21 protein-coding genes, 1 tRNA gene and 1 pseudogene are annotated in these 26,693 nt (G+C 66.5%); 13 read left to right on the top strand and 10 right to left on the bottom strand.

The window, feature by feature from the left end; genetic code table 11:
- Nucleotides 1–4: 4 nt before the first annotated feature.
- Entirely contained in the window at nucleotides 5–2,737 is a 2,733-nt protein-coding gene (gene aceE, locus OG219_RS15290; RefSeq protein ID WP_266826857.1) for a pyruvate dehydrogenase (acetyl-transferring), homodimeric type, read from the bottom strand.
- 482 nt (nucleotides 2,738–3,219) lie between these two features.
- Between aceE and OG219_RS15285 the strand changes: the two genes are divergently transcribed.
- From OG219_RS15285 to OG219_RS15260, 6 genes are all read left to right on the top strand, one after another.
- Complete coding sequence (locus tag OG219_RS15285) at nucleotides 3,220–3,660, top strand: DUF3052 domain-containing protein (protein ID WP_266463285.1); 441 nt, start codon at nucleotides 3,220–3,222, stop codon at nucleotides 3,658–3,660.
- A 191-nt stretch (nucleotides 3,661–3,851) separates the two neighbouring features.
- Nucleotides 3,852–4,310 carry a peroxiredoxin gene (locus OG219_RS15280; RefSeq protein WP_266463287.1) on the top strand — a complete coding sequence of 153 codons (459 nt, stop codon included), beginning with the start codon at nucleotides 3,852–3,854 and terminating at the stop codon, nucleotides 4,308–4,310.
- A gap of 113 nt (nucleotides 4,311–4,423) precedes the next feature.
- On the top strand, nucleotides 4,424–4,999 hold the full coding sequence (locus tag OG219_RS15275) for a TerD family protein (RefSeq protein WP_055617911.1): 576 nt from the start codon (nucleotides 4,424–4,426) through the stop codon (nucleotides 4,997–4,999).
- Nucleotides 5,000–5,099: 100 nt separating this feature from the next.
- Complete coding sequence (locus OG219_RS15270) at nucleotides 5,100–5,675, top strand: TerD family protein (RefSeq protein WP_266463295.1); 576 nt, start codon at nucleotides 5,100–5,102, stop codon at nucleotides 5,673–5,675.
- A gap of 77 nt (nucleotides 5,676–5,752) precedes the next feature.
- Nucleotides 5,753–6,898 carry a DUF475 domain-containing protein gene (locus tag OG219_RS15265; protein ID WP_266826854.1) on the top strand — a complete coding sequence of 382 codons (1,146 nt, stop codon included), beginning with the start codon at nucleotides 5,753–5,755 and terminating at the stop codon, nucleotides 6,896–6,898.
- A 121-nt stretch (nucleotides 6,899–7,019) separates the two neighbouring features.
- Complete coding sequence (locus OG219_RS15260) at nucleotides 7,020–7,757, top strand: Tellurium resistance (RefSeq protein WP_266826852.1); 738 nt, start codon at nucleotides 7,020–7,022, stop codon at nucleotides 7,755–7,757.
- Between the two features lie 47 nt (nucleotides 7,758–7,804).
- Here OG219_RS15260 and OG219_RS15255 read toward each other — a convergent pair whose 3' ends face one another.
- The gene (locus tag OG219_RS15255; RefSeq protein ID WP_266826850.1) at nucleotides 7,805–8,671 is read right to left on the bottom strand and encodes a TerD family protein; all 867 of its coding nucleotides are present in this window, start codon (nucleotides 8,669–8,671) and stop codon (nucleotides 7,805–7,807) included.
- Nucleotides 8,672–8,860: 189 nt separating this feature from the next.
- Here OG219_RS15255 and OG219_RS15250 point away from each other — a divergent pair, with 189 nt between their 5' ends.
- The 3 genes from OG219_RS15250 to OG219_RS15240 all read left to right on the top strand — a co-directional run bounded on the left by OG219_RS15250 (nucleotide 8,861) and on the right by OG219_RS15240 (nucleotide 13,372).
- Nucleotides 8,861–10,027, top strand: a complete 1,167-nt coding sequence (locus OG219_RS15250; RefSeq protein ID WP_266826848.1) for an HpcH/HpaI aldolase/citrate lyase family protein — start codon at nucleotides 8,861–8,863, stop codon at nucleotides 10,025–10,027.
- 61 nt (nucleotides 10,028–10,088) lie between these two features.
- Nucleotides 10,089–12,524, top strand: coding sequence for a phosphoribosyltransferase (locus OG219_RS15245; protein ID WP_266826846.1), 2,436 nt, complete (start codon nucleotides 10,089–10,091; stop codon nucleotides 12,522–12,524).
- An 8-nt stretch (nucleotides 12,525–12,532) separates the two neighbouring features.
- Nucleotides 12,533–13,372, top strand: coding sequence for an HAD family hydrolase (locus OG219_RS15240; RefSeq protein ID WP_266826844.1), 840 nt, complete (start codon nucleotides 12,533–12,535; stop codon nucleotides 13,370–13,372).
- Nucleotides 13,373–13,383: 11 nt separating this feature from the next.
- Here the strand turns inward: OG219_RS15240 and OG219_RS15235 are convergent, their stop codons facing one another.
- Both OG219_RS15235 and OG219_RS15230 read right to left on the bottom strand, forming a co-directional pair.
- Entirely contained in the window at nucleotides 13,384–14,214 is an 831-nt protein-coding gene (locus OG219_RS15235; protein WP_266826842.1) for an oxidoreductase, read from the bottom strand.
- Nucleotides 14,215–14,311: 97 nt separating this feature from the next.
- Complete coding sequence (locus OG219_RS15230) at nucleotides 14,312–15,745, bottom strand: aldehyde dehydrogenase (protein WP_266826840.1); 1,434 nt, start codon at nucleotides 15,743–15,745, stop codon at nucleotides 14,312–14,314.
- A 110-nt stretch (nucleotides 15,746–15,855) separates the two neighbouring features.
- Here OG219_RS15230 and OG219_RS15225 point away from each other — a divergent pair, with 110 nt between their 5' ends.
- Nucleotides 15,856–16,449: a TetR family transcriptional regulator gene (locus OG219_RS15225; protein ID WP_266826838.1), complete on the top strand. Its 594-nt coding sequence runs from the start codon at nucleotides 15,856–15,858 to the stop codon at nucleotides 16,447–16,449.
- A 58-nt stretch (nucleotides 16,450–16,507) separates the two neighbouring features.
- Here OG219_RS15225 and OG219_RS15220 read toward each other — a convergent pair whose 3' ends face one another.
- From OG219_RS15220 to OG219_RS15205, 4 genes are all read right to left on the bottom strand, one after another.
- Complete coding sequence (locus OG219_RS15220) at nucleotides 16,508–16,729, bottom strand: zinc ribbon domain-containing protein (RefSeq protein ID WP_266826836.1); 222 nt, start codon at nucleotides 16,727–16,729, stop codon at nucleotides 16,508–16,510.
- A gap of 40 nt (nucleotides 16,730–16,769) precedes the next feature.
- Nucleotides 16,770–17,351 carry a DUF4383 domain-containing protein gene (locus OG219_RS15215; protein WP_266826834.1) on the bottom strand — a complete coding sequence of 194 codons (582 nt, stop codon included), beginning with the start codon at nucleotides 17,349–17,351 and terminating at the stop codon, nucleotides 16,770–16,772.
- Between the two features lie 98 nt (nucleotides 17,352–17,449).
- Entirely contained in the window at nucleotides 17,450–18,874 is a 1,425-nt protein-coding gene (locus OG219_RS15210; protein WP_266826832.1) for a hypothetical protein, read from the bottom strand.
- A gap of 74 nt (nucleotides 18,875–18,948) precedes the next feature.
- Complete coding sequence (locus OG219_RS15205) at nucleotides 18,949–19,803, bottom strand: DUF4097 family beta strand repeat-containing protein (RefSeq protein ID WP_266826830.1); 855 nt, start codon at nucleotides 19,801–19,803, stop codon at nucleotides 18,949–18,951.
- 225 nt (nucleotides 19,804–20,028) lie between these two features.
- Between OG219_RS15205 and OG219_RS15200 the strand changes: the two genes are divergently transcribed.
- A tRNA-Val gene (locus tag OG219_RS15200) sits at nucleotides 20,029–20,103 on the top strand.
- Nucleotides 20,104–20,195: 92 nt separating this feature from the next.
- Here the strand turns inward: OG219_RS15200 and OG219_RS15195 are convergent.
- Together OG219_RS15195 and OG219_RS15190 are read right to left on the bottom strand one after the other, a co-directional pair.
- A pseudogene (locus OG219_RS15195) lies at nucleotides 20,196–20,408 on the bottom strand (integrase); the annotation flags it as partial.
- A gap of 668 nt (nucleotides 20,409–21,076) precedes the next feature.
- The gene (locus tag OG219_RS15190) at nucleotides 21,077–21,652 is read right to left on the bottom strand and encodes a hypothetical protein (protein WP_266826828.1); all 576 of its coding nucleotides are present in this window, start codon (nucleotides 21,650–21,652) and stop codon (nucleotides 21,077–21,079) included.
- Nucleotides 21,653–22,747: 1,095 nt separating this feature from the next.
- Between OG219_RS15190 and OG219_RS15185 the strand changes: the two genes are divergently transcribed.
- Together OG219_RS15185 and OG219_RS15180 are read left to right on the top strand one after the other, a co-directional pair.
- Entirely contained in the window at nucleotides 22,748–23,224 is a 477-nt protein-coding gene (locus OG219_RS15185; protein WP_266826826.1) for a hypothetical protein, read from the top strand.
- Nucleotides 23,225–23,531: 307 nt separating this feature from the next.
- Nucleotides 23,532–26,651: an NACHT domain-containing protein gene (locus tag OG219_RS15180; protein ID WP_266826824.1), complete on the top strand. Its 3,120-nt coding sequence runs from the start codon at nucleotides 23,532–23,534 to the stop codon at nucleotides 26,649–26,651.
- Nucleotides 26,652–26,693 lie beyond the last annotated feature (42 nt).

Below are 26,693 nucleotides of genomic sequence, written 5' to 3'. Positions count from 1 at the left end.
GCGCCTACGCGTCGCCGCCCGCGGCACCCGGGTCCGCCGCCGACACGTCGAGCAGCTGGTAGCGGTCGATCGCCTGCTTCAGCACCGACCGGTCGACCTTGCCCTCGCGCGCCAGCTCGGTGAGCACCGCGACCACGATCGACTGCGCGTCGATGTGGAAGAAGCGCCGGGCCGCGCCACGCGTGTCCGCGAAGCCGAAGCCGTCCGCGCCCAGGGACTGGTAGGTCCCCGGCACCCACCGGGAGATCTGGTCGGGGACGGAACGCATCCAGTCGGAGACGGCGACGAACGGACCCTGTGCCCCCGACAGCTTCTGCGTCACGTACGGGACGCGCTGCTCCTCCTCGGGGTGCAGCAGGTTGTGCCGCTCCACCTCGACGGCCTCGCGCCGCAGCTCGTTCCAGGAGGTCGCCGACCAGACGTCCGCCTTGACGTTCCAGTCGGTGGCCAGGATCTGCTGCGCCTCGACCGCCCACGGCACCGCGACACCGGAGGCCATGATCTGCGCCGGGATGGTGCCCTGGTCGCCGGATTTCAAGCGGTAGATGCCCTTGAGGATGCCGTCCACGTCAACGCTCTCCGGTTCAGCCGGGTGCTGGATCGGCTCGTTGTAGACGGTCAGGTAATAGAAGACGTCTTCGCTGTCCGGGCCGTACATCCGGCGCAGCCCGTCCTTGACGATGTACGCGATCTCGTACCCGTACGCGGGGTCGTAGGAGACGCAGCCGGGGTTCGTCGAGGCGAGCAACTGCGAGTGCCCGTCCGCGTGTTGAAGCCCTTCACCGGTCAGAGTCGTACGACCGGCGGTCGCGCCCAGGACGAAACCGCGCGCCAACTGGTCGGCCATCTGCCAGAACTGGTCACCGGTGCGCTGGAAACCGAACATCGAGTAGAAGACGTAGACGGGGATCAGCGGCTCGCCATGCGTGGCGTACGCCGAACCCGCGGCGATCAGGGAGGCCGTACAGCCCGCCTCCGAGATGCCGTCGTGCAGCATCTGCCCGGTCGGCGACTCCTTGTACGCGAGCAGCAGGTCGCGGTCCACGGCTTCGTACTGCTGGCCGAGCGGGTTGTAGATCTTCGCGCTCGGGAAGAACGAGTCCATGCCGAAGGTGCGGTACTCGTCGGGCGCGATCAGCACGAACCGCCTGCCGATCTCCTTGTCCCGCATGAGGTCCTTGAGCAGCCGCACGAAGGCCATGGTCGTGGCGATCGACTGGTGACCCGAGCCCTTCTTCACGCTCGCGTACGTCTTGTCCTCGGGGAGCACGAGGGGCTTGGACCGCACGACGCGCGTCGGGACGTACCCGCCGAGCCCCTTGCGGCGGTCGTGCATGTACTGGATCTCCTCCGAGTCGCGGCCCGGGTGGTAGTACGGCGGCGCGCCGCCCTCCAGCTGCTGGTCGGTGATCGGGATGTGCAGCCGGTCGCGGAAGCCCTTGAGGTCGGCGACCGTCAGCTTCTTCATCTGGTGCGTGGCGTTGCGGCCCTCGAAGTTCGGGCCGAGCGTCCAGCCCTTGACGGTCTGGGCGAGGACCACGGTCGGCTGGCCCTTGTGCGCCTTGGCCGCCGCGAAGGCCGCGTACACCTTCTTGTGGTCGTGACCGCCGCGCCCCAGGTGCAGGATCTGGTCGTCGGTCATGTTCTCGACCATCGCGCGCAGCCGGTGGTCGTGGCCGAAGAAGTGCTCGCGGATGTACGCGCCGGTCTCGGTGGCGTACGTCTGGAACTGGCCGTCCGGCGTGGTGTTCAGCTGGTTGACCAGGACACCGTCGCGGTCCTGGGCGAGCAGCGGGTCCCAGGTGCGGTCCCAGACCAGCTTGATGACGTTCCAGCCGGCGCCCCGGAACTGCGACTCCAGCTCCTGGATGATCTTGCCGTTGCCGCGCACCGGGCCGTCCAGCCGCTGCAGGTTGCAGTTGACGACGAAGGTCAGGTTGTCCAGGCCCTCGCGCGCCGCGATCGACAGCTGGCCGAGCGACTCCGGCTCGTCCATCTCGCCGTCGCCGAGGAACGCCCACACATGCGACTTGGAGGTGTCGGCGATCTCGCGCGCCTCCATGTAGCGGTTCATCCGCGCCTGGAAGATCGCGCCGAGCGGGCCGAGGCCCATGGACACGGTCGGGAACTCCCAGAAGCCCGGCATCAGGCGCGGGTGCGGGTACGAGGAAAGCCCGTACGGCGCCTTCGACTTCTCCTGCCGGAAGGCGTCGAGCTGCTGCTCGCTCAGCCGGTCGAGGAGGAACGCGCGGGCGTAGATGCCCGGCGAGGCGTGCCCCTGGAAGAAGATCTGGTCGCCGCCGTCGCCCTCGTCCTTGCCGCGGAAGAAGTGGTTGAAGCCCACGTCGTAGAGCGAGGCGGAGGAGGCGAAGGTGGCGATGTGGCCGCCGACTCCGATACCCGGGCGCTGGGCCCTGGACACCATCACGGCCGCGTTCCAGCGGGTCGCGTTGAGGACCTTGCGCTCGATCTCCTCGTTGCCCGGGAAGAACGGCTCGTCCTTGGTGGCGATGGTGTTGACGTAGTCCGTGCTGCGCATCTCGGGCACGGCCACGCGCTTCTCGCGGGCCCTCTCGATCAGCCGCAGCATCAGATAGCGGGCGCGCTCACGGCCGCGCTCGTCGACGGCGGCGTCGAGGGAGTCGAGCCACTCCTGAGTCTCCTCAGGGTCGAAGTCCGGGACCTGGCTGGGAAGGCCGCCAATGATGATCGGGTTGCGATCGGATCCGGAAGCCACGCTGTTCCTTCGCTGTCGGAGGGGGTGTCCAAGGGCGGTCTGGGGGGTGTTCTTCTCTGTGTTCACACCGTTCCCCATCGTGTACCCGGCGAACGGAATCGTCATCTCTACCGAGAGGTAACCGAGACGTTCGCGCAGTACGTTGGGACGTGCCCGGCCAAAACGCAACGATACGCTCAGTCCGTGACGCGTTCCGCAAAGTCGTTCGGGTCTCGTACCCTCCAAGGGTTCCGAAATTCGCAAACCGGGCAGAAGGGTGTGGTGTGCGTCACCAGGTGCCGCGATTCCATGCCTGGAGTTGCGTCGACACCGCCGGGAACGTCACCGTTTCGGCGGTCTCGACGGCCGGGTACTTGCGCGATCCGCCCCGTCCGTGTGGACTACGGCCAATGCTTCGCGCACGCGCGTGGCCAGAAGACTTCCTCCAGCTCCGACAGAGCCGGGGGAGACCCCCAACCAGAAACATGATCAGGAGGCAACCCGTGAGCGCGACCGCGGACCACGCGGAGGAGAGGACGAACCCTGCCGCAAGGCTGGGGTTCCAGCCCGAGCAGGTGGTCCAGGAGATCGGCTACGACGACGACGTCGACCAGGAGCTCCGCGAGGCCATTGAGGAAGTCATCGGCGGCGAGCTCGTGGACGAGGAGTACGACGACGTCGCCGATGCCGTGGTGCTGTGGTTCCGCGACGAGGACGGCGACCTGACCGACGTACTGGTGGATGCCACCACGTACATCGAAGAGGGCGGCACGATCCTTCTGCTGACGCCGAAGACCGGCCGGGACGGCTACGTGGAGCCGAGCGACATCGCCGAAGCGGCGACGACCGCGGGTCTGTCTGCGACCAAGAGCGCCAGCGTGGGCAAGGACTGGAGCGGCAGCCGGCTGGTCACCCCCAAGGGGGCCAAGTCCGGCAAGCGGTGACGCTCGTCTGATTCAGCCGGGTAACTGACTCCGGGGGCTCCCGCCCCCGGACCCCCCCGGATATTCGGCCTGACGGCCTCGTCCTCAAACGCCGGACGGGCTGGGTTCTCCCAGCCCGTCCGGCGTTTGGCGTGTGCCCCTGCGTAGGCTGGGCTCACCCGAACAGCCCCCTGGAAGGGAAGCGTGTGACTATGGCGATCGAGGTCGGCACCAAGGCCCCGGACTTCGAGCTCAAGGACAACCACGGTGCCACCGTGAAGCTGTCCGACTTCCGCGGCGACAAGAACGTGGTGCTGCTCTTCTACCCGTTCGCTTTCACGGGTGTGTGCACGGGTGAGCTCTGCTCCCTGCGGGACAACCTGCCGCAGTTCACCGACCGTGACACCCAGCTGCTGGCCGTCTCCAACGACTCCATCCACACCCTGCGCGTCTTCGCCGAGCAGGAGGGCCTGGAGTACCCGCTGCTCTCCGACTTCTGGCCGCACGGCAACACTTCGCGCGCGTACGGCGTCTTCGATGAGGACAAGGGCTGCGCGGTGCGCGGCACGTTCATCATCGACAAGGAGGGCGTCGTCCGCTGGACCGTCGTCAACGCCCTGCCGGACGCGCGTGACCTGAACGAGTACGTCAAGGCGCTCGACACCCTGTGATTGTTCGGTCCCAAGCCCTGCAAGGTGCGGGAACCCGTCACTAGGATCGACTCGTTGATCCGATACCAAACGCGAGACGGGGCATCCCGCCCCTGGACACCAATGGAGGACTCGTGGGAGTCAGCCTCAGCAAGGGCGGCAACGTATCGCTTTCGAAGGAGGCCCCGGGACTGACCGCGGTCATCATCGGTCTGGGGTGGGACATCCGCACCACCACCGGCACCGACTTCGACCTCGACGCCAGCGCCATCCTGACGAACGCGGAGGGCAAGGTCAGCAGTGACGCCAACTTCGTGTTCTTCAACAACCTGAAGAGCCCGGACGGCTCGGTCGAGCACACCGGGGACAACACCACCGGTGAGGGCGAGGGCGACGACGAGCAGATCAAGGTCAACCTCGCCGGCGTCCCGGCCGACATCGAGAAGATCGTCTTCCCGGTCTCGATCTACGACGCCGAGAACCGCCAGCAGTCGTTCGGCCAGGTCCGCAACGCGTTCATCCGCGTGGTGAACCAGGCCGGCGAGGCGGAGATCGCGCGCTACGACCTCTCCGAGGACGCCTCGACGGAGACCGCCATGGTCTTCGGCGAGCTCTACCGCCACGGCGCGGAGTGGAAGTTCCGTGCCATCGGGCAGGGCTATGCGTCGGGCCTGCGCGGTATCGCGCAGGACTTCGGCGTCAACGTCTGAGTAAAGGCCCTACGGCTCAACCGTCCGGCGCCGCACACTTCACGTGCGGCGCCGGACGCGCTCGCCAACTCAACGTATGACCTCGGGGAGGACCACAATCATGGGCGTCACGCTCGCCAAGGGGGGCAATGTCTCCCTCTCGAAGGCCGCACCCAACCTCACGCAGGTACTGATCGGGCTCGGCTGGGACGCGCGTTCCACCACCGGAGCCGACTTCGACCTGGATGCCAGCGCACTGCTGTGCAACTCCGGGCGGGTACTCGGCGACGAGTACTTCGTTTTCTACAACCAGCTCAAGAGCCCCGACGGCTCGGTCGAGCACACCGGTGACAACCTCACGGGTGAGGGCGAGGGCGACGACGAGTCGATCCTGATCGACCTCTCCAAGGTTCCGGCCAACGTGGACAAGATCGTCTTCCCGGTCTCGATCCATGACGCCGACAACCGCGGCCAGACCTTCGGCCAGGTCAGCAATGCCTTCATCCGCGTCGTCAACCAGGCCGACGGCCAGGAACTCGCCCGCTACGACCTTTCCGAGGACGCCTCCACGGAAACGGCGATGATCTTCGGCGAGGTTTACCGCCACGGCGCCGAATGGAAGTTCCGGGCCGTGGGACAGGGGTACGCGTCGGGCTTGCGGGGCATCGCTCTAGACTTCGGAGTCAACGTTTCGTAAAGCCGGGTACGGCGGGGGGTGAAACCCTCTCCGGACTTCGTCCGGGGGTCACCCCCCAACTCACGATTGGGTAGCCAGTGGTCCTGAAAACCTTCGGCTGGTCGTTCGCGGTCACCGCGCTCGGCTTGGTCGCAGCGGTGCTGATCGACGGATGGACCGCGTTCGGGATCGTACTGATCCTGTCCATCCTCGAGATCTCGCTGTCCTTCGACAACGCGGTGGTCAACGCCGGAATCCTGAAGAAGATGAGCCCGTTCTGGCAGAAGATCTTCCTCACCGTCGGTGTTCTGATCGCCGTCTTCGGAATGCGGCTGGTCTTCCCCATCCTGATCGTGGCGATCAGCGCCTCGCTCGGCCCCATCGAGGCGGTCGACCTGGCGCTGAACGACGCGGACCGCTACCAGGAACTGGTGACCGACGCCCACCCGGCGATCGCGGCCTTCGGCGGCATGTTCCTGCTGATGATCTTCCTCGACTTCATCTTCGAGGACCGTGACATCAAGTGGCTCGGCTGGATCGAGCGCCCGCTGGCCAAGCTCGGCAAGGTCGACATGCTGTCGGTCTGCATCGCCCTGATCGTCCTGCTCGTCTCCGCGCTGTACTTCGCCCCGGAAGCCCATCTGCACGCCGGGCACGCCGACAAGGCGGAGACGGTCCTGCTCTCCGGCGTCGGCGGTCTCATCACCTACCTGATCGTCGGCGGCCTCTCCGGCTTCTTCGAGAACCGTCTCGAAGAGGAGGAGGAGCGCGAACACGAGGCCGAGGAAGAGGCCAAGCGCGCAGGCAAGCAGCCCACCATGGTCGTGCTCGCCGGCAAGGCCGCGTTCTTCATGTTCCTCTACCTCGAGGTCCTGGACGCGTCCTTCTCCTTCGACGGCGTCATCGGCGCCTTCGCCATCACCAACGACATCATCCTGATGGCGCTCGGCCTCGGCATCGGCGCCATGTACGTCCGGTCGCTCACGGTCTACCTGGTCCGCCAGGGCACCCTCGACGACTACGTCTACCTGGAGCACGGCGCGCACTACGCGATCGGCGCCCTCGCGGCGATCCTGCTCATCACCATCCGGTTCGAGATCAACGAGGTCATCACCGGCCTCGTCGGTGTCGTCCTGATCGCCTGGTCCTTCTGGTCCTCCGTGCGCCGCAACAGGGCGTTGGCAGCGGCCGAGGGAAAAGGTGAGAGCTCGGACGACAAGGCCGAAGTGTCGTCCGGGGTCTGATCCCGGTCCGGGTTCCGGGGTGTGACCCGGGTCCCGGTGAGGAACGCTCTGAACGGGGCGGCCGTCGAGGACGAGTCCTCGCGGCCGCCCCGCGGCATACCGAGGGAACGTGGGGGCGGGAATGGGTATCTGGCAGGACCTGTGGCGCGGGCGCTCGGCGGACTTCGACTCGGGCAGCGCGTCCACCAACTCCATCGAGCTGACCAAGCGCAACCACACGGTCTCGCTCACCAAGCAGGGCGCGGCCACCGGGAACCTGCGCATCAACCTGTCCTGGCGGATGCGCACCTCCGACATAGGCGGGCCGCAACGCGGCAGCCTGCTGCGCCACCCCTTCCGTACGTTCAAGCCGGAAGTGGTCCAGGCGCACACCCAGAGCATGGTCAACGTCGACCTCGACCTCGGCGTCATGTACGAGCTCAAGGACGGCTCCAAGGGCGTCGTCCAGCCGCTGGGCAGCTTCTTCGGCGAACTCAACGGCCCGCCGTTCGTGAAACTCAGCGGCGACGACCGCTTCGGCTCGGCGTCCGGCGAGACGATCTACGTCAACCTCGACCACCGCGACGACATCAAGCGGCTCCTGGTCTTCGTCTACATCTACGACCAGACCCCCGCCTTCGACCGTACGCACGCCATCGTCACGCTCTTTCCGAGCAACGGCCCACGCGTCGAGATCAGCCTCGACGAACGCCATCCGCAGGCCCGTTCCTGCGCGGTCGTGATGATCGAGAACGTCAAGGGCGAGCTGATCGTGCGCCGCGAGGTGCGGTTCGTGTACGGCTTCCAGGCCGAACTCGACCGGCTGTACGGCTGGGGGCTGCAGTGGGGACGGGGGTACAAGTCGAAGGCCGCCCGCTAGCGGCGGGCGTACGTCGACTCCCCGGCGCCGGACTTACCGGGCGGACGTCAACGGCCGATGAACTGCGGTCCCTGCGGCGGGAGTTTGAAGTCCGGGTCGGGCAGCGCGCCGACCGCCTGCGGGAAGCCGTACGCGGGTGCCGCGGCCGGCGCGGTCTGGGGGCCCGGGTAGCCGTAGGCGGGCTGACTGGCGGGCTGTGGATAGCCGTACGCGGGCTGGGCGGCCGCGGGCGCCGTCTGGGGCCCGGGGTAGCCGTACGCGGGCTGCTGCGGCACCGGGGCGGGCTGCTCGGGCGGCAGCGGTACGGAGGTCTCGGGGGCCGGGGCCGGTGCGGACCAGGCGGGGGCGTCGGGTGCGGCCGCGGCGGCCTCCGACTCGTCCACAGAGATCCCGTAGTCGCCCGCCAGCCCCTGCAGGCCGTTCAGATAGCCCTCGCCCAGCGCCCGGAACTTCCAGCCGCCGTCGCGCCTGTACAGTTCGCCGCAGATCAGCGCCGTCTCCGCGCCGGTCTCCGGCTTGATGTCGAAGTACGCCAGTGGCTCGCCGTTCGCGACGGTCGCGTCGTACAACAGGATGCGCAGGCCCCGTACGCGGTTGAAGGTGACGTCCTCCGCCGATGCGACCAGCAGAATCTGTCCGACGGCGGACTCGACACCGGCCAGATCCGTCTGGATCGTGTCGGTAAGACCCTCGGTCCCACGCTTCTTGCCGAGCAGCCTGACCTTGCCGGAGGGGTGGCGGGGCTGGTTGTAGAAGACGAAATCCTCGTCGGATCGCACACGACCTTCGGGGCCGAGGAGCAGCGCCGAGGCATCCACGTCCGGGACCCCCTGTCCGGGTGTCCAGCGCAGCACGGCGCGCACCGCTGTGGCGTCCAGCGGGACGTTCGACCCCTTCAGCATCGCGTGCGTCATGCGGTCATCCTGCCCTCTGGGGCCTGGTCACGACAATGCGGGGGTGAAGATCCCCGCCAGGGATCGAAGAACAGGTGACATGGCCGAGTTACCTGAACTTCATGCCCGGTGGGAACCCCTGACATGGATCCATACGTACTATTACCGGCCACATCAGATCAGGCCGCCTAGCCGCTCCGGGGGAGTTTCATGCGTCATTTTGGTCATATCGCCCCGGAAGAGCGGCAGCGCCTCTTCTACCGGGAGCCGAGCCTCTTCACCGCCGAATCACCGGCCCGCGTGCTCGCGGCGGCCCTCGGAGCCACCCTCTACAGCCCCGCGACCAGGCCGCAGCTGGCCGACGACATCATCAAACAGGCCGGGCGCGGCGTCGTCTCCATGGTGCTGTGCCTGGAGGACTCGATCGACGACGCCGAGGTCATCGGCGCCGAGGAGAACCTGGTCCGGCAGTTCACCGACCTCGCCGGGCGGCCGGGCACCTCCGAGCTGCCGCTGCTCTTCGTACGGGTCCGTGAACCGGAGCAGATCCCCGACCTCGTCGAACGGCTCGGCCCGGCGGTGCGGCTGCTGTCCGGATTCGTACTGCCGAAGTTCACCGAGGAGCGGGGCGTCCCGTTCCTGGAGGCGCTCACGGCGGCCGAGAGCGCGAGCGGGCGGCGCCTGTTCGCCATGCCGGTCCTCGAATCGCCCGGCCTGATGTACGTGGAGAGCCGCAGGGAGACCCTGGAGGGCATCCACCGCACGGTCGACAAGTACCGTGACCGCGTCCTCGCGCTGCGCCTCGGCGTCACCGACTTCTGCTCGGCGTACGGGCTCCGCAGGGCGCCCGACATGACCGCGTACGACGTCCAGATCGTCGCCTCCGTGATCGCCGACGTGGTCAACCTGCTCGGGCGGGCCGACGGCACCGGCTTCACGGTGACCGGGCCCGTGTGGGAGTACTTCCGCGTCCAGGAGCGCATGTTCAAGCCGCAGCTGCGCCGCAGCCCCTTCACCCCGGAGGCGGAGGACCTGCGCGCCTCGCTGATCGAGCACGACATGGACGGGCTGCTGCGCGAGATCGCCCTCGACCGGGCCAACGGCCTGCTCGGCAAGACCTGCATCCACCCCTCGCACGTACCGGCCGTGCACGCGCTGTCCGTCGTCAGCCACGAGGAGTACAGCGACGCGCAGGACATCCTCAGGCCCGAGCGCGGCGGCGGTGGCGTGCTGCGCTCGGCGTACACGAACAAGATGAACGAGGTGAAGCCGCACCGCGCCTGGGCGGAGCGCACCCTGCAGCGCGCCGAGGTCTTCGGCGTCGCCAACGAGGGCATCGACTTCGTGGATCTGCTCGCCGCCGGGCTTCCCCACTGAAACGGCCCGGCCGGCCGTAGTGGCTCGTACTTCTACCGATACCGATACCGACAAGGAATTGATGAACAACGTGGTGTGGACGGGGACCTGGGTCGCCGAGCGGCTGGGCGTCGAACTCGTCGGCGACGAGAAGCTGAGCGAACTGCTGGGGCTCGCGCTGCGGCGCAACCCCAAGCGCGCGCATCTGCTCGTGTCCAACGTGCTCGGCAAGCATGTGCCGCAGTCGCCGTCCGTGGTGTACGGGTACGGGTTCGCGCTCGGCCGGCGGGTCCGGGAGCTCCTCGGCGAGGCGGAGTCCCGGGCGGCGGTCGTCCTCGGCTATGCCGAGACGGCCACCGGGCTCGGCCACTGCGTCGCGGACGGCGTGGGCCTCGCGCCCTACCTCCACTCCACCCGCCGCCCCGTCCCCGGCGTCGCCCGCGCGGGCGGCTTCGAGGAGTCCCACTCGCACGCCACCTCGCACCTGCTCCTCCCCGAGAACCCCGGCCTGCTCTCCGGCTCGGGCCCGCTGGTCCTCGTCGACGACGAGTTCTCCACCGGCAACACGATCCTCAACACCATCCGTGACCTGCACGCCCGCTACCCGCGCGAGCGGTACGTGGTCGTGGCGCTCGTCGACATGCGGTCCGCCGCCGACATGGGGCGCCTGGACGAGTTCGCCCGCGAGATCGGGGCGCGGGTGGATCTGGTGACGGCGGCGTCGGGGACGGTGCGGCTGCCCGAGGGGGTGCTGGAGAAGGGGCAGGCGCTGGTCACGGAGCACGAGTCGGCGCCTGTGGCGCCCGCTCGGCCGAGTACCGGGAAGGTCGCCCGAGTCGGGCTCGGCTGGCCGCGCGGCGTTCCCGACGGCGGGCGGCACGGGTTCGCGCCCGGGCAGCGAATACGCCTGGACGGCGCCCTGCCCGCCCTGGCCGCACGGCTCGCCGACGCGCTGCCGGACGACGCCCGGCGGGTGCTGGTGCTCGGCTTCGAGGAGCTGATGTACGCGCCGCTGCGGCTGGCCCGAGAGCTGGAGCAGGTCGTGGCCGCCGAGGTCCGCTACTCCACGACCACCCGGTCCCCGGTGCTCGCCCTCGACGACCCGGGCTACGCGATACGCAGCCGGATCGTCTTCCCCGCCCACGACAACCCGGACGACGGCCCCGGCGAGCGCTACGCCTACAACGTCGCCGGCGCCGGCTTCGACGCCGTGGTCGCCGTCGTCGACTCCACCGCCGACACCCCCGAACTGCACGCCGCCGACGGTCTGTTGGCGCAGCTCGCCGCGCACACCCCGCACGTCCTGCTCGCCGTCGTCCCTTCGTACGTCCCCGGGCGCCCGTCCACCGAAAGGCCCTCCATGCTCCCCGAGCCCCTCCGCGGCCCAGCCTTCTCCTCGTACGCACCCGAAGACGTCGGCTGGCTGCTGCAGGACCTCTCGGACGTGACGCTGGAGGCGCCGACCGAGGAGCGCGAGGAGGCCATCCAGAGTGGCGGCGCCCACTACGCGGAGTCGCTGCCCGTCGAGTACCAGCCGAGCGCCCACTACCAGGAGCTGTTCCACGCGGCGCTCGACACCTCGGCCGCCCGCATCGCCCAGGCCGTCGGCGCGGTCACCGAACTGGTTCTCGCCGAGCGTTCACCGCGCCCGGTGCTCGTGTCGCTCGCCCGCGCCGGCACCCCGGTCGGCGTGCTGATGCGCCGCTGGGCACAGCACCGGCACGGCCTCGACCTCCCGCACTACGCCGTCTCCATCGTCCGCGGCCGCGGCATCGACGCCAACGCGCTGCGCTGGCTGGCCGCCCACCACGACCCCGCCGACGTCGTGTTCGTCGACGGCTGGACCGGCAAGGGCGCGATCACCCGCGAACTCGCCGACGCGATAAAGGAGTTCGAGGAGGCCGAGGGAGTCACCGGCTTCGACCCGGAGATCGCGGTGCTCGCCGACCCGGGCTCGTGTGTACGGACGTACGGCACCCGCGAGGACTTCCTGATCCCCTCCGCCTGCCTCAACTCGACGGTGTCCGGGCTGATTTCGCGCACCGTGCTGCGCTCCGACCTGGTCGGCGAACACGACTTCCACGGCGCGAAGTTCTACCGCGAACTCGCCGGCTCCGACGTCTCCGTCGACTTCCTGGACGCCGTGGCAGCGCGGTTCGCCGAGGTCGCCGACGCGGCCTGCGCCCAGGCCAAGGAACTCCTCGCCGCCGACCGCACCCCCACCTGGGAGGGCTGGAGGGCGGTCGAGCGGATCAGCGAGGAGTACGAGATCCACGACGTGAACCTCGTCAAGCCGGGCGTCGGCGAGACCACCCGCGTGCTGCTGCGCCGAGTGCCCTGGAAGATCCTGGCCCGCGCCGGAGCGGGCGCCGATCTCGACCACGTACGCCTGCTCGCCGAACAGCGCGGGGTGCCCGTCGAGGAGGTCGCCGAACTCCCTTACACCTGCGTGGGGTTGATCCACCCGAAGTACACGCGCGGCGCGACGGGTGCCGACGGCAAGGCGGTGACGGTCTGATGTCCGGGGTGTCTGAGACTTCCGCGTCGGCCTCGCCCAAGGTGCTCGTCGCCAGCGACCTCGACCGCACGCTCATCTACTCCAGCGCCGCCCTCGCGCTGACCATGCCGGACGCGGTGGCGCCCCGGCTGCTCTGCGTCGAGGTGCACGAGAGCAAGCCGCTGTCGTACATGACGGAGACCGCGGCCGCTCTCCTGACCGAACTCGGCGGCGTGGCGGACTTCGTGCCCACCACGACCCGCACGCGCAAGCAGTACCAGCGCATCAGTCTGCCGGGCCCGGCTCCGAAGTACGCGATCTGCGCCAACGGCGGGCACCTGCTGGTCGACGGGGTGTCCGACGCCGACTGGCACGCGCGGGTGACCGCACGGCTGGCGAGCGAGTGCGCCTCCCTCACCGAGGTGCGCGAGCACATGGAGGCCACCGCCGATCCGGCCTGGGTCCGCAAGCACCGGGTCGCCGAGGACCTCTTCGCCTACCTCGTCGTCGAGCGCGAACTGCTCCCCGAGGACTGGGTCAAGGAACTCGCCGTCTGGGCCGAGAACCGCGGCTGGACCGTCTCCCTCCAGGGCCGCAAGATCTACGCCGTGCCCAAACCGCTCACCAAGAGCGCGGCCATGCACGAGGTCGCCCGCCGCACGGGCAGCACGCTCACTCTCGCGGCCGGCGACTCCCTGCTCGACGCCGACCTGCTCCTCGCGGCCGACCGGGGCTGGCGCCCGGGGCACGGGGAGCTGGCGGAGGCGGGGTGGACGGCGCCCACGGTCACGGCTCTGCCCGAGCTGGGGGTCGCGGCGGGGGAGCGGATCCTGCGGGAGTTCCTGGACGGGGTCCGGCAGGCTTCCTAGGTGAGCCTGGGTCAGGCGTCGAAGTCGATCGATTCGCTGACCTTGCGCCACTTGGCGTCCGAGGCGGCCAGGTTCTGAGCCATGGCACCGGCCACGGCGACGGCGTCGCTGCCGAGCAGCAGGCGCACCGGCGGGTCGGCGGCCTCCGTGACGTGGAGGATGGCCTGGGCGGCCCGGGCGGGATCGCCGGGCTGGGTGCCGTCGGCCTGGCTGAGGAACCCGGCCATGGGTTCGATGACGGGCTTGTACGGGTCGCTGATCGGCGGCGTACTCATCGAGGATCCGGCCCAGTCGGTGCGCAGTCCGCCCGGCTCGATGACGGTGACCTTGATGCCGAAGGGGGCGACTTCCTGGGCCAGGACCTCGGAGAAGCCCCCGACGGCCCACTTGGCGGCCTGGTACGCGCTCAGGCCGGGGGTGCCGACGCGTCCGCCCACGGAGGAGATCTGGACGATGTGCCCGCTGCCCTGTTCCCGCAGCACGGGCAGCGCGGCCTTGGTCACGTTGACGACGCCGTGCAGATTGGTGTCGATCTGGGCGCGGAAGGCGTCCTCGGTGACGTCCTCGATGGAGGCGACGTCCGCGTAACCGGCGTTGTTGACGAGGACGTCGAGCCGCCCGAAGGAGTCGACCGCGTGCCGGACGGCGGCACGGGCGGCCGCGGGGTCGGTGACGTCCAGGGCGACGGCACGGACCTGATCGCCGAACCGCCGGACGAGGTCGTCGAGTTGCTCGGGCTTGCGGGCGGTGGCGACGAGTTGATGGCCGGCGGTGAGGACGGCCTCGGCGAGCGCACGGCCCAGGCCGCGGGAACTGCCGGTGATGAGCCAGGTCTTGGACATGAGTCTCTCAACTTTCCTGTGAGGAGCGGATGTTGACGGTCCGGGGCGGTCAGACGCTGATGGTCAGGGACGGTCAGACGTTGACGGTCCGGGACGGTCAGACGTTGATGGTCTTGAGCTCGACGAACTCGGCCAGGCCGAAGGCGCCCATCTCGCGGCCGATGCCGCTCGCCTTGTAGCCGCCGAAGGGTCCGTCGAAGCCGACGGGAGCGGCGTTGACCATGAAGAAGCCGGTGCGGACACGGCGGGCGAGAGCAAGCGCGCGTTCGGGATCGGTGCTCCATACGCCGCCGCCCAGGCCGTACGCGGAGTCGTTGGCGATCCGTACGGCGTCCTCCTCGTCCTCGTACGGGATCACCACGATCACGGGCCCGAAGATCTCCTCCTGGGCGATGCGCATGCCGTTGTCGACGTCGGCGAAGAGGGTGGGACGTACGTAGTTGCCGCCCTCCAGGCCATCGGGCGACCCGGGACCGCCGGTGACGACGCGGGCGCCCTCGTCGATGCCGATCCGGATGTAGTCGAGTACCCGCTGCTGCTGGACTTCGCTGGTCATCGGGCCGATGAAGGTGTCCGGGTCGGTGGGGTCGCCCACGGTGAGCGACTCCACGAGGTCCTTCAGTACGCCGACGACCTCGTCGTAGCGGCTGCGGGGGGCGAGGATGCGGGTGTGGGCCTGGCAGTTCTGCGAGTTGTTCGCGAAGGAGGCGAACTTCAGGCCGTTGGCCATCGCGGTGAGATCCGCGTCCTCGCAGATGATCGAGGCGGACTTGCCGCCCAGCTCCAGGGAGACCCGCTTGAGCTGTTCACCGGCGATGGAGGCGATCCGGCGGCCTGCGGCGGTGGAGCCGGTGAAGGCGATCTTGTCGACCTCGGGGTGCGAGACCAGGTGCTCGCTGGTGGCGCGGTCGGCGGGCAGGATGCTCACCACGCCTTCCGGCAGGCCGAGTTCGTCGAAGATCTCGGCGAGCAGCATGATGCTGAGCGAGTTCTCGGGCGATGCCTTGAGGATCACGGTGTTGCCGGCCAGCAGCGCCGGGATCATCTTCACCAGCGCGGCCATGTAGGGGGAGTTCCACGGGATGACCGCGGCGACGACACCGATCGGCTCACGGCGTACGAGGCTGCCGGACGCGCCGGTGGGGTCGAGGGGCTCCTCCCAGCCGAAGGAGCGCGCGGCGCGCAGATAGGCGTCGGCCTGCTTGTCGAGGGCGGGCTGACCCCACTCGGCGAACCAGAGTGCGGCGCCCGTCTCGGCGCTGATGCGGGCGGCGATCTCCTTCGCCCGGGCGGCCCGCAGTTCGGTGAGGCGCCCGACGAAGGCCTGTCGTTCCTCGGGGGTGGTGCGCGACCAGGGGCCGTGGTCGAAGGCCTCCCGGGCGGCGGCCACCGCCTTGTCGACGTCGGCGGTGGTGGCCTGGGCGGCGCGGCCGAGCAGGGAGCGGTCGTGGGGGGAGCGGATGTCGAGGAGCCGGGGATCGGTGGGGTCGGTCCAGCGGCCGCCGATGTAGAGCTTGTCGTAGACGATCATCTTGCCCGTCCTGTCTAACAACTAAACGTTCATTTAGAAACGCTCATTCAGACAGTAGCGCCGTTCGGGGTCGGGGGCAACTGAACGTTTATTTGCTTTACTCTGGAGGCATGCCTGAGACACCCCGCGCTCCACGGACCCGCGATTCAGAGGCCGCCAAGGCCAGACTCCTGCGGGCGGCCACGGACGAATTCGCCGCCTACGGCATCGCCGGTGCCCGTATCGACCGCATCGGTGCCGCGGCCGAGGTCAACAAGGCCCAGATCTATACGTACTTCGGCAACAAGGACCAGCTCTTCGACATCGTCATGGACCTGCACGTGACGCGGGTCCTGGACGACGTCCCCTTCACGCCGGGCGATCTCCCGGACTACGCGGGCAAGCTGTTCGACTACCTCATCGCCAACCCGCACCAGCTGCGGCTGGCCACCTGGAACCGTCTCGAACGAACCGGTGAGGGCCCCGGGCCCGTACGCCTGGCCGCGTCGATGGAGCAGAAGACCGCGGCGATCGCCCAGGCGCAGGCCGACGGCAGCGTCCCCGGGGCGTTCAGCGCCGAGGATCTCCTCACGTTCGTACTGGCCCTGGCCGGTGCGTGGACACCTACCAGTGCCGTGGCGCCCGGGGGGCTGGACGAGGCGCTGCTGCGCTCGCATCGGGGAGCGGTTGTGGAGGCCGTACGGCGCCTGGTCTCCGACGTATAGGCGTCTGGTCTCTGACGCTCATGCGACGCGCCCGGAGGGCCAGCGGCCGCCCGGAGGGTCAGCCGCAGCAGCCCCCACCGCAGCAGCCGCCGCCACCTCCGCCCGGGGCCGGTGCCGGCGCCGAGGCTGAGGCCGAGCCGCCCACCGCGACCGTCGACAGGAGTTTCACCGTGTCGTCGTGGCCGGCCGGGCAGGCCGCCGGAGCGGAGGACTCCGCCATCGGGCGGCTCATTTCGAACGTGTCGCCGCAGGTCCGGCAGCGGTACTCATAGCGAGGCATGGGGCTCAGGTTAGCGGGCGCCCGGTGCCGGCGACGAGGGTCACTTGCGCAGCTCGCGCGGGTTCGCCTTCTGGAGGGCGAGCGCGTGGGCCTTGGCGCGCAGCCGCTGCTCGTGTTCCTGCTGTTCGGGATGGCGGGACTTCCAGTACGGGTTGTCGTGGGGCAGGGCCGAGCCGACCCTCCCGTACATCCCGAAGAACATCAGCAGGACGCCCACCACAAAGCTGAACAGCACGTTCTGGATGCGGAAGGCGAGGAAGTTGTAGCCGGTGTCGAGCAGCGCCAGGTTCACAAAGCCGCTGAGGATGAAGACGACGCCGAGGATCATGTTGAGGGTGGAGGCGAAGTTCCCGCCGATCACCATCCCCACGAACAGGAGCAGTCCGACGCAGATCGACAGCACGCTGAGCGCGCCGTTGGTGCTCAGCCCCGCGACCTGGTCCCCGCGGGTGTCGAAGAAGCCGACCCTGTCGATGAGGCCCAGGATGCCGAACGCGAGCAGCACGAGGCCCATCAGGCCCGCGCCGATCCGGTAGAAGGTGCTGAGACGGTGATCGACGGGCAGATGCTCGTCGAAGTTGATGCGCCGCCTGATTCCCGGGCGAAGTGCGTGTGTGGCCATTGTCCGCCTCCTCACGCTCAGCTCTTGGCGGAGGCCGTACGTACCTTCAGCATCCGCCCGGGGTGCCCGGATCGCCAACCCCGGCGCAGTAGGCAGTGTCAGGCCCCGCCGCCCCGCTCCTCCCGGATCTGCGAGACCACCCGTCCCACCGTCTGCCGTACCGCCTCGGTCTCGGTGAGGAAGTGCCAGTAGTCGGGGTGGCGGCCCTCCAGCGTGGTGATGGCGCGCTCCAGGCGGGCCACCGATTCGTCGAGCGGGCGGGCGTGCCGCGGGTCGGGGGTGTTGCGGCCCGACATGGCGAGGCGCTGGGCGTCGCGGATGGCGAAGCGGGTGCGGTCGATCTCCTGCCGCGGGTTCTTCGACACGGCGTTCAGCCGGCTCAGCCGGTCGCCCGCCGCCGAGACCGCCTCGTCGGTGTTGTTGAGCAGCGCCCGAACCGTCGAAAGGAGGGAGGTCGCGTCCGGCCAGCGCTGCTCGTCGCGCGCGGTCCGGGCCTCCTTCAGCTTCAGCTCGGCCTGCCGTACGCTCTCCGCGGCCTGCTCCGGTACGTGCTGGAGATCCTGCCAGCAAGGGGCCGTGAACCGGCGCCGCAGCTCGCTGAGCACCGGTTCCACCTGCCCGGCGCGCGTGGTCAGCGCCTGTGCGCGGGTGCGCAGCGAGACCAGCCGGTGGTCGATCTCGGCCGCCCGCTCGGGCAGCCGCTCGGCTTCCGCCCGTACCCCCTCGGCCTCCTTCGAGACCCGCTCGGCGCGCTCCAGCGTCTCTGGTACGCCATGCTGCCCGGCCCCTTGGTTGAGCTTGGTCAGCTCGGGCCCGAGGGTGGCGAGCCGGGCGGCGAGATCGTCGGCCTTGAGCCCCGATCCCCGTACGCCGTCCAGCGCGTTCGAGGCGGCCAGCAGCGACTGGCGGGCGCGCTCGACGGACGGGGCAAGCCGGGCGAGCTGCGTCTCCGCCTTGCCGAGCAGCGGTTCGAGGCCCTGCTCGAAGCGGTCCAGCTGCTGCTTGACCCGGCCCAGTTCGTCCTTGGCGCTGGTGAGCTCGGTACGGGCCTGCGCGGCGACCGACGCCTCCAGGTCGTCACGGTCGAGGTCGTGGGCGTCGACGGCGGTGATGTACTTCTGGCTGGCCTCGTCGATGCGCCGCCCCAGCGCCTCGAAGTCGGAGACGGCGCGGCGGGCCGCGGGGGAGGCGTCGACGGCCGTGATGGTCTCTATCGAGATCCGCAGATCGCGCTGGGCGGTGTCGAGCTCGTAGAAGGCGGCCGCGGCGGAGTCCTTCGCGGCCTGCGCCTCGGCCCGCTGACCTTCGGAGCGCCCGCCGAACCAGCGCCGCGTGCCGCCGCCCGCGAAGGCCGCGGGCAGCGCGAGAGCGAGGAGCAGTGGCAGGGCCATGAGGGTCAGCGCGTCACGAGCGGCGTACGGGATCCCGGCGGCGCGGCCTGTCCGAGAACCCGGAGGGCGACCACCTTCTGCCTGTGCGCATGGCACAAACGGCGTGTACGGCTGTGAAGGTGTCGCCGTCACATCCCTCTCCCGTGCTGTGATCCGCCCTGCCCGGTGTCATTCTCCCACCCGTTAAGGACGAACACACGGGCTGGTTAGTTCGCGGTTCGCACCGTGATCTTCCCATCGCCGGTGTGGGCGGACACCACATGAGAACTGGCGTCGGCCCGGGGCACCGACACATCCACCGACCCGTCACCGGTCTCCGTCGTCACCCGGTACGTCTCCTGAGGCAGCGCGATCGTGACGGAACCGTCCCCGGTGCGGGTCTCCACCAGGTCCGGTACGGCGTCGAGTTCGAGCCGTACGGAGCCGTCGCCGGTGCGCGCCTGCACGCGCCGCGAGTCGACGCCGTCCGCGTGGATCGAGCCGTCGGAGGTACGCAGGTTCAGCGGCCCGGAGGAGCCGGTCACCCGGACCGAACCGTCGGACGTACGCAGGTTCAGCGCCCCGGAGGAGTCCGTCACCCGGACCGAACCGTCCCCCGTACGAATGTTCAGCGCGTCCTTGAACCCCTGCGCGCGCACGCTGCCGTCCCCGTCCTTCACGGTGACGGCGACGCCGCGAGGGACCACGATCCGGTGCTTGGCCGAGCAGTCGGCGACCACACCCGAGCACTTCAGCCGCAGCACCAGCCGGTCGTCGTCCATCTTCCAGGTCACCTTGGGGTCCCCGCCGACGACGACACTGCCCTGGAACCAGCGCGTGACCTCGACCTTGTCGGCCTCGTCCGAGTCCGCCACCACGAGTTCGAGCGCCGAGTCGTCCGAGTCGACGGTGAGCGTGCGCCCCTGCAGTTCGAAGGACCGCTGCTCGGGGTCCTTGTCGTCCCCGGCACTGGCGCACCCGGCGGCGAGCAGGGCCACGACGGCGACGGCACCGGTGACGGCCACCGCGCGGGTACGCGTCGAGCGAGTACGGGTACGACGGGTACGTACGGTGCGAGCCATGAAGATCTCCCCCTGAGAAGTACGTCGACATGCGCCGGGCCTCTTGGGCACCTGCTCTTCCGACGCTCTTCGACCGTACGGATCCACGGGCCCCGGAGGGATCCGGGTCACTCCCGGATAAGAGGTAGGGAAAACCCCCGGACCGCCCCTGATCGACCAGGCCCGGTCCCCGGATACGGGTTTGCGAGGCATCCCCCCGGGCAATGTAGGCTGTCGACTCGTCCTGGGCGCGTAGCTCAGTGGTAGAGCGCCGCCCTTACAAGGCGGATGTCGGCGGTTCGAAACCGTCCGCGCCCACCAGGTTCGGGACATGGACAAGGCCCAGGTCAGCCGGTGTGAATCCGGGTGCCTGGGCCTTGATCTTTCTCGGCGAGCGTTCGGTGCCGTGCCACTTACGTGCCAGCAGGATCCTGCGGGGGCCGCTTGACCTTCCTGATCTGCCCGTCGGCGTAGTCGGCGATCTGGTGGTCGCGACCGTTGACGAGGTGCTGGTAGATCAGCGCGGCCCGCACGGACGAGTGGCCCATGCGATGCATCAGCTCGCGCGTGGTCGCCCCACCGGTCGCGGCGAGGGTGTTCCCGGTGTGCCGGAGGTCGTGGAAGTGGTCGTTGCGACGAACCTCATCACGGTGTGGCTCTACGAGGACGGCGACCCTCACAAAGAGATGCTCGACTACAAGGTGTTCGACGCCAGCGGCGAGGAGCTGAAGTGCGGGCATCAGCGACCAACTGCCCCTGCCAGCAGCTGAGCCCTAGCGTTCTGATTGCCAGGGCCGTCGAGCATCTCCCGGGACCGGACACAAGCGCCTCATCCGAGCGGGATAGGGCTTTCCCTACGTTGATCAAGTCCGGCTGCGCTCCGCTCCGCCGGGCGCGCTTCCCGGCTCCGCCACCCTCCGCGCTCATGCCTTCGGCCCGCGCTGCGCCGACGCGCGCCCACGGGTGAATAGGCCGGGCCGATGAGTGGCGATCACCGCACGAACGCGGCGACAGTCAAGACGATGCCTCCGGCGGGGGCGCTCCGACTCCGGGATGGAGGGGGCGCCGTTCGCGAGTGCCGGCCGAGTGTGGCGTGCGCGGGGAGCTCCCATCCCGTCCACCGCCGACCCAGGCAGAGCCGAGCAGTCGCGGCCCAGGGCGTCAAGGTCGTTCGTACAGTGGCGCGCTCCACCTTGACGCCCTGAACCACGCCCGCTCCACGGTGTGTGGGGCGACGGCAGACGGGATGGGAGCTGGGGAGAGTGGTGGTCGAGGTAGAGATGTAGGTGAGGGGTCAAAAGGTCAGATCAAGGATGCTCTGCACTGCAAGCCCCAGAGCGACACTGAAGAGACCGAGTACCTGCTCATGCAGGCCACGAATCGTCTTCCGTTTTGCTTCCTCATCGAGAGCTGTGAGGCGAGCCTGGAGATCACTACCGATCTTCTGGTTTTCCTTCTCTCGTGCCTTCGTTTCCTGTTCTAGGTCGTGTTGCACGTCCTGGGCCAACTTGTGCACACGGTTCAGGCGGTCTTCAACCGCAACTTTGAAGGCATCGGGGTCCGCAACTGGGTCAGGCAACGGCCCGAACTGGACGATGCCCCGAGCGCTTCCTGCGAAGCTGACTTCGAAGGCCGTACCGAGGCCCTGAACCACTGTCGCTCGCGGACGTCCGAAGAGGCGACGCGAGAGGCGCTTGACACCGCCCCAGAGCTGTCGGACTACCCCAAGCTCAGTCGCCATCACGCGAGCCAAGAAGCGATCGCCCGGAGCTGAGGTGTCCTTGAATGTGTTGAACAGGCCAACTGCTGTCGCAACCAAACCGAGAACTTGAAGCACGATGCTGAAAATTTTGAGTGCAGTTTCGAGCATTTGGCTATCTTCGATCTCGGCCGATGATCAGATGTCCTGATCGCGAAAACTGAGGCAGAAGTCCTGAGATGGTGCGGGAGCGGGCCGTCAAGTCCCTTACCCTCTGACACCAGTGGGTGACACCAACAGGGGCGAACAACGGCAGTGAGCACCGAGCGTCAGTGGACCAAGCACCGGTACGGAAGGCTGATCACGCCAGCGCTCCGGACTGCCGTCATTGACCTGATAAGGATGAGGGCGCAGCTTCCAATCCTGCGGCTGGCCAGGGTCCCTCAACCCGACGGAAGAGAGCCTCTGCCTTGCCCCCTGTTGAGACTCCACCGACCTTCGCATCAACCCAGCCGCGTGTCAGACTGCTGTTCATGACTCCCAGCCGAAAGGGCTATGCCGCGTAGGCGCCCCTCACGCCTCCGGGCGAACAGCAGGCACTTTGGTGCACATCGCAACTACTCAAGGATCAGTCGGCTTTCCGGCCCAGCTCGGGCACAGATCATTCAGTTGGAGCGGACGCGGCTCCAGCCCGGTCTGATCGAGCAGGCTCTCTCCCGGTGGGCTGCCATCGCAAGGGCATCAAGAGATCAGCTCCCTTCGCCGTTCAGCGACCGGTGCGGCGTCCTGGACTGTTGCCCCGAACCAGCGGACGAGCGAGATCTACTGGAGCTAGCGATCTGTGCTCTCCCCAAGAAGAGCTCACGGGAGCTCCGCAGGATCGTCCAGCCTCTCGATCTGAAGATCGTCGAACGTCCCGACGCCGTGCCTTACGGCGACCCACCGCATCGTTGGTGGCAGAGCGCCTTCTAAAGAGGCCGTGCCCCTGCCGTGCCCGATCGAGCGGGGAGCCCCGGGGAATAACGGGCACCCACGGACAAGATGCAACACGACGGCCCCTGACCGATTTACCTGGTCAGGGGCCGTCAAGCTGCGCGGTGGGTGTGGGATTTGAACCCACGGTGACTCGCGCCGCGACGGTTTTCAAGATCGTCGACGGCTTGGCTCAGTCACTGAGACTCCGCCGGCCTCGTCAGAGCCGGCTAAGCCATCAATGCGCTGGGAATGCGCCTGTTAGTCACTGCGTTCTGCTCATACGCTGACCGAGTGGAATGGTTGACCTTGATCAGCACGTTGAGCGGCGGCGTGTTCGGTGTGGGCTCGACACTGGTCGTTGAAGCTGTTCGCGCCAGGCGAGAGCGAGGACACCATCATGTAGAACTGCAACGCACGGCGTGCGTTCGGTACCTTACTGCACTCACCGAGACCGAGGCTGCGCTACAGGCGCTCGCGCTGAGTCATTCGACACCCATCGCGAACGCCGAAGTGGTCGAAGCGTTTCGCTCACGCCATGTGATGGCAGCACGATACGAGCTGTTCCTGGTGGCGTCACCAAGCGTGTACAGCGCTGCTCACGAGGCTTACGATCGGCTGCGGGCTATGCGAGTAGCCATAGCCACGACCAACATCATCGTGGCTGACGACTCCCCAGACTGGCAGGCCATCCATACCCCGTACGACGACGCATTCCGCCGACTCCGTGTCGTCATGCGCGAATCGTTGAGCCTTGGGCTCAGCCCCTGACGCCTGGCATCCCGCGACGGCTTGTGTACAGCACGGAAGTACAGCAACCATGGCGACCGCAGATGACCGTTCCGAGCTGCTATCACGCCCGTGACCAGGTCGGTAGATCTGAGCGACCCTCATGCCTGTAGTTCGCATCGAGGAGCAGCTTGACGCAAGAGCTGCACAGGCGTCGTTCGCAACCGATGGACGGCGCCCCGCCTGCTTGACTCCGTCACTGAGAAGTTAGTTGGAATGCCCCTCATGTAACCCGCCGATCCGGCAAACTACTCGTGAGCGGTCGCACCACTAACAAGCAGGAGAGCCGATGTCGGACAGTCAGGAACGAGTCAAAATCAGCGTCCTCGAGTCCGACAATAATAAAAAGGGCGATCTATTCGGCCGAGCGATCCAAGACTTGTTCCACGCCCTCGGATATGAAGATTTCTCTTTGAATGTCCATAAGGCGGGAAGAGAAATCGATATTACAGGAAAGCATAGAACCGAGCAGCGCACGCTGATCGCAGAATGCAAGGCGACCAAAGGTGCTACAGGTGGGAGTGACGTCAATAAATTCGCCGGAGCAGTACAGGTCGAACGTTCCAGAAAAAGCGAGCTAGAGCTGACTCCCTATTTTGTTTCACTCGGGGGTTTTACAGCACCTGCGTACGAACAGGAAGAAGATGCAGGGAAGCGCCTCATTCTGATGGATGCTCCAAAGATTGTCGATGAGCTCGTTAGAGGTCGCGTAATTGTTAGCCGTGAGCAGGCAGTCATTGTCGCATCGACGTGTCCGGAGCTGCCTGACCGAGCAATCCTAGGCCAGCGCTGCTCTCTTGTCATTCACGAAATCGGATGGGTTTGGGCCTTCTATTTTAAAACAGGGGGCCGCTACACGATTTACACCCTGATTCACGCCGACGGATATGGACTGGATGAGGACCTGGTCACCAGCATCGTCGAGGCGGACGCAATTTCTGCGAGAAACTTCACGGGCCTAACGTACGTTGCACCGCGTGACGTTCCAGATTCATCGCCCAGGCAAGACCAGGCAACAGCATCCTACTTTGCATACCTGGAGCGCGAATGTGGAGGAGTCACACTCGAAGGACTCCCCGCGGATCAGGAAGTCGGCGGCAAAAGAATCCGACTCGAATCCATATATGTTCCGCTACACCTTTCGGCTATCCCAAAGACAGAAAAGGGGGAAGCGGAAAAGAGTAGCAATCCATCATTGAGTAAGACGAACACATCCAGAATCACCGTAAGCGAGACCATCAAATCGCATAAGCACGTAGCAATCCTCGGCGCGCCTGGGGCGGGGAAAACTACGCTCCTCAAACGACTAGCTGTGGCATACGCCGCAGCGGAACGGCGTGACGAAGTTGGAGATGAGCTTCCAAAGACCGATTGGTTCCCGCTTTTCATTCGATGTCGACAACTGGGTGAACAGGTAAGAAAACCGGTCACAGAGCTAATCCAGGATCTCCCTCGCTTTGCTGAGCTTCCACATCTCAGAGAGGCCTTTTCCCGTCGCGTCTCAGACGCTCTAAAGCATGGGCAAGCACTCCTTTTGGTTGACGGCCTTGACGAGATCAGTGACCCCGGTGATCGAGCAGCGTTCGCAGCACAACTGCGAACCTTCATTGGGACTTATCCCGCTGTGCGGGTAATTATCACGTGCAGGGAAGCTGGCTTCAGAGCTGTTTCAGGGGCAATGTCCTCTGTCTGTTCCCTTTTCCGCATCGCAGATCTCTCGGTAAAAGATATCTTCACTCTTAGCCGGGCATGGCAGCACGAAGTGGTCGGGGGAACGACGGAATCCGCTAACAAGATCGCTCAGTCGATTGTTAGCCAGCCTAGAGTGCTTGACCTGGCTATCAATCCGCTCCTTCTCGCCACCCTGCTTCTTGTGCAGCGGTGGCTTGGTGAACTTCCGCCCAAGCGTAGCGTGCTGTATGACAAGGCGATCGAAGTACTGCTGATGACCTGGAACACCGAGGGACATACGCCAATTGACCAAGATGAAGCGCTTCCTCAATTAGCATACGCAGCCTTTTCCATGATGACGTCTAATCGGCAGAGCATCAGTGCCAAGGGGCTGAGGGACCTATTCGAAGAATCTCGTACCCAAATGCCGGAGGTTCTTGGCTACGCCCGGATGTCTGCCACTGAGCTAATCGAAAGGGTGGAGGACCGAAGCAGCCTGCTCGTGCAGAGCGGCCACATTATCGAGGATGGCCAACTACGACCGTTGTACGAATTCAAGCACCTAACCTTCCAGGAATACCTTGCAGCCCGCGCCTGCGTCGAGTCCTGGAACCCTCTACGTGAAGAGAAGGACGATTACACCCAGATCCTCTTTCCCTATTTGGAGGACGAATCCTGGTCTGAGGTAATTCCACTGGCCACCGTTCTTTCAGGCAGCCGCGGAGCCAAGCTGATGATTGACATGCTTATCGATTTTCTAGATTCCCCTGAAACGCGCGGCACAGTTGACGCCATCGAAAGGGGCGAAGAGGCAGAAACGCTGGTCGGTGAAACATTGCTGCAGTGCCTTGTTGATGAGGTGCAAATCTCTCCTCAGCAGGTGCGAAAGGCCTTGGACTGCTTGATTCGTAACGTCAACCTAAATGAAACAAATGTAGTTGAGGGCATTATTCAGTCGAGGTTTGCAGCCGAGATTCCGGAGGTTATCTGGTCTGGGTACCTTACGCACAATGAACATGTTATGGAGTATGCGGCGGCAATTTCCAGCCTAGCCATTCTGACAGTGCTTAGCGGCGAGGACTTTTCCCAAGAGGTAGTCTCTCTACTTCGGTCTACTTCACAGAAAGACGTGATCTCGGGCATCGCTTGCGTGATGCTTCTCGCTTACTCACGCCAGCAACACGATGACCGCCCTGAAGGAGAGAACGCTGATGATCAGCAGGAGGTCGTCCCCCAAGAGGAGATGCCTTCAGCTGAAATGTTTGCCGAGTACAAGTCGCTTGTGATCGATGTACTGGAGAATAGTGGAGGCGACCCAAGTGTCGCTTCTATGTCTTTCTGGGCGCTTGCCTGGCTAGGCGAGCAAGTTCCGTGGACTGACAGCGAGCTCCAGAAGGTACTAACTTCCTGTATTTCGGCCTGGCATGATAGCGAGTATGAGGACTTCAAGAGAACTGCCGCATGGTGCATCTGGCGGCTTCCCATCGCATTGCATGTGGAAGAAATCTCTGTGCCGCAAGACGGAAAGTTGAGAGAGTTCTTGTCCGCGGAAGCCATAAGACCCGCAAAACGAAACTTTACAAGGGATTTTGCACGTGCGGCACTGGTTATTTCGTACTACGGAAACTGGGAATTTCCTTATGTTGAGAACACATTGACTGACCACGAGAGCGGGAAGTCGGCGAAGCAGTGGTCCGAAAAGCTAGAAAAGGCTGTTGAAGCTGGCTCAAAGTCATGATGGGTGGTCCGACAAGAGCGCGTACGTCATTCGCATCCGTCA

The sequence above is a fragment of the Streptomyces sp. NBC_00038 genome (genome assembly GCF_026343635.1).
Classification (GTDB): domain Bacteria; phylum Actinomycetota; class Actinomycetes; order Streptomycetales; family Streptomycetaceae; genus Streptomyces.
This window is presented reverse-complemented; position numbering and strand designations above follow the sequence as displayed.

Bases quoted from the DNA above. Each gene is read 5' to 3' on its own strand.
- OG219_RS15225 (WP_266826838.1), top strand. From the start codon at position 15,856: ATGCCTGAGACACCCCGCGCTCCACGGACCCGCGATTCAGAGGCCGCC.
- OG219_RS15190 (WP_266826828.1), bottom strand. From the start codon at position 21,652: ATGCTCGAAACTGCACTCAAAATTTTCAGCATCGTGCTTCAAGTTCTC.
- OG219_RS15250 (WP_266826848.1), top strand. From the start codon at position 8,861: ATGCGTCATTTTGGTCATATCGCCCCGGAAGAGCGGCAGCGCCTCTTC.
- OG219_RS15260 (WP_266826852.1), top strand. From the start codon at position 7,020: ATGGGTATCTGGCAGGACCTGTGGCGCGGGCGCTCGGCGGACTTCGAC.
- OG219_RS15220 (WP_266826836.1), bottom strand. From the start codon at position 16,729: ATGCCTCGCTATGAGTACCGCTGCCGGACCTGCGGCGACACGTTCGAA.
- OG219_RS15180 (WP_266826824.1), top strand. From the start codon at position 23,532: ATGTCGGACAGTCAGGAACGAGTCAAAATCAGCGTCCTCGAGTCCGAC.
- OG219_RS15270 (WP_266463295.1), top strand. From the start codon at position 5,100: ATGGGCGTCACGCTCGCCAAGGGGGGCAATGTCTCCCTCTCGAAGGCC.
- OG219_RS15205 (WP_266826830.1), bottom strand. From the start codon at position 19,803: ATGGCTCGCACCGTACGTACCCGTCGTACCCGTACTCGCTCGACGCGT.
- OG219_RS15215 (WP_266826834.1), bottom strand. From the start codon at position 17,351: ATGGCCACACACGCACTTCGCCCGGGAATCAGGCGGCGCATCAACTTC.
- OG219_RS15255 (WP_266826850.1), bottom strand. From the start codon at position 8,671: ATGACGCACGCGATGCTGAAGGGGTCGAACGTCCCGCTGGACGCCACA.
- OG219_RS15280 (WP_266463287.1), top strand. From the start codon at position 3,852: ATGGCGATCGAGGTCGGCACCAAGGCCCCGGACTTCGAGCTCAAGGAC.
- OG219_RS15230 (WP_266826840.1), bottom strand. From the start codon at position 15,745: ATGATCGTCTACGACAAGCTCTACATCGGCGGCCGCTGGACCGACCCC.
- OG219_RS15245 (WP_266826846.1), top strand. From the start codon at position 10,089: ATGAACAACGTGGTGTGGACGGGGACCTGGGTCGCCGAGCGGCTGGGC.
- OG219_RS15235 (WP_266826842.1), bottom strand. From the start codon at position 14,214: ATGTCCAAGACCTGGCTCATCACCGGCAGTTCCCGCGGCCTGGGCCGT.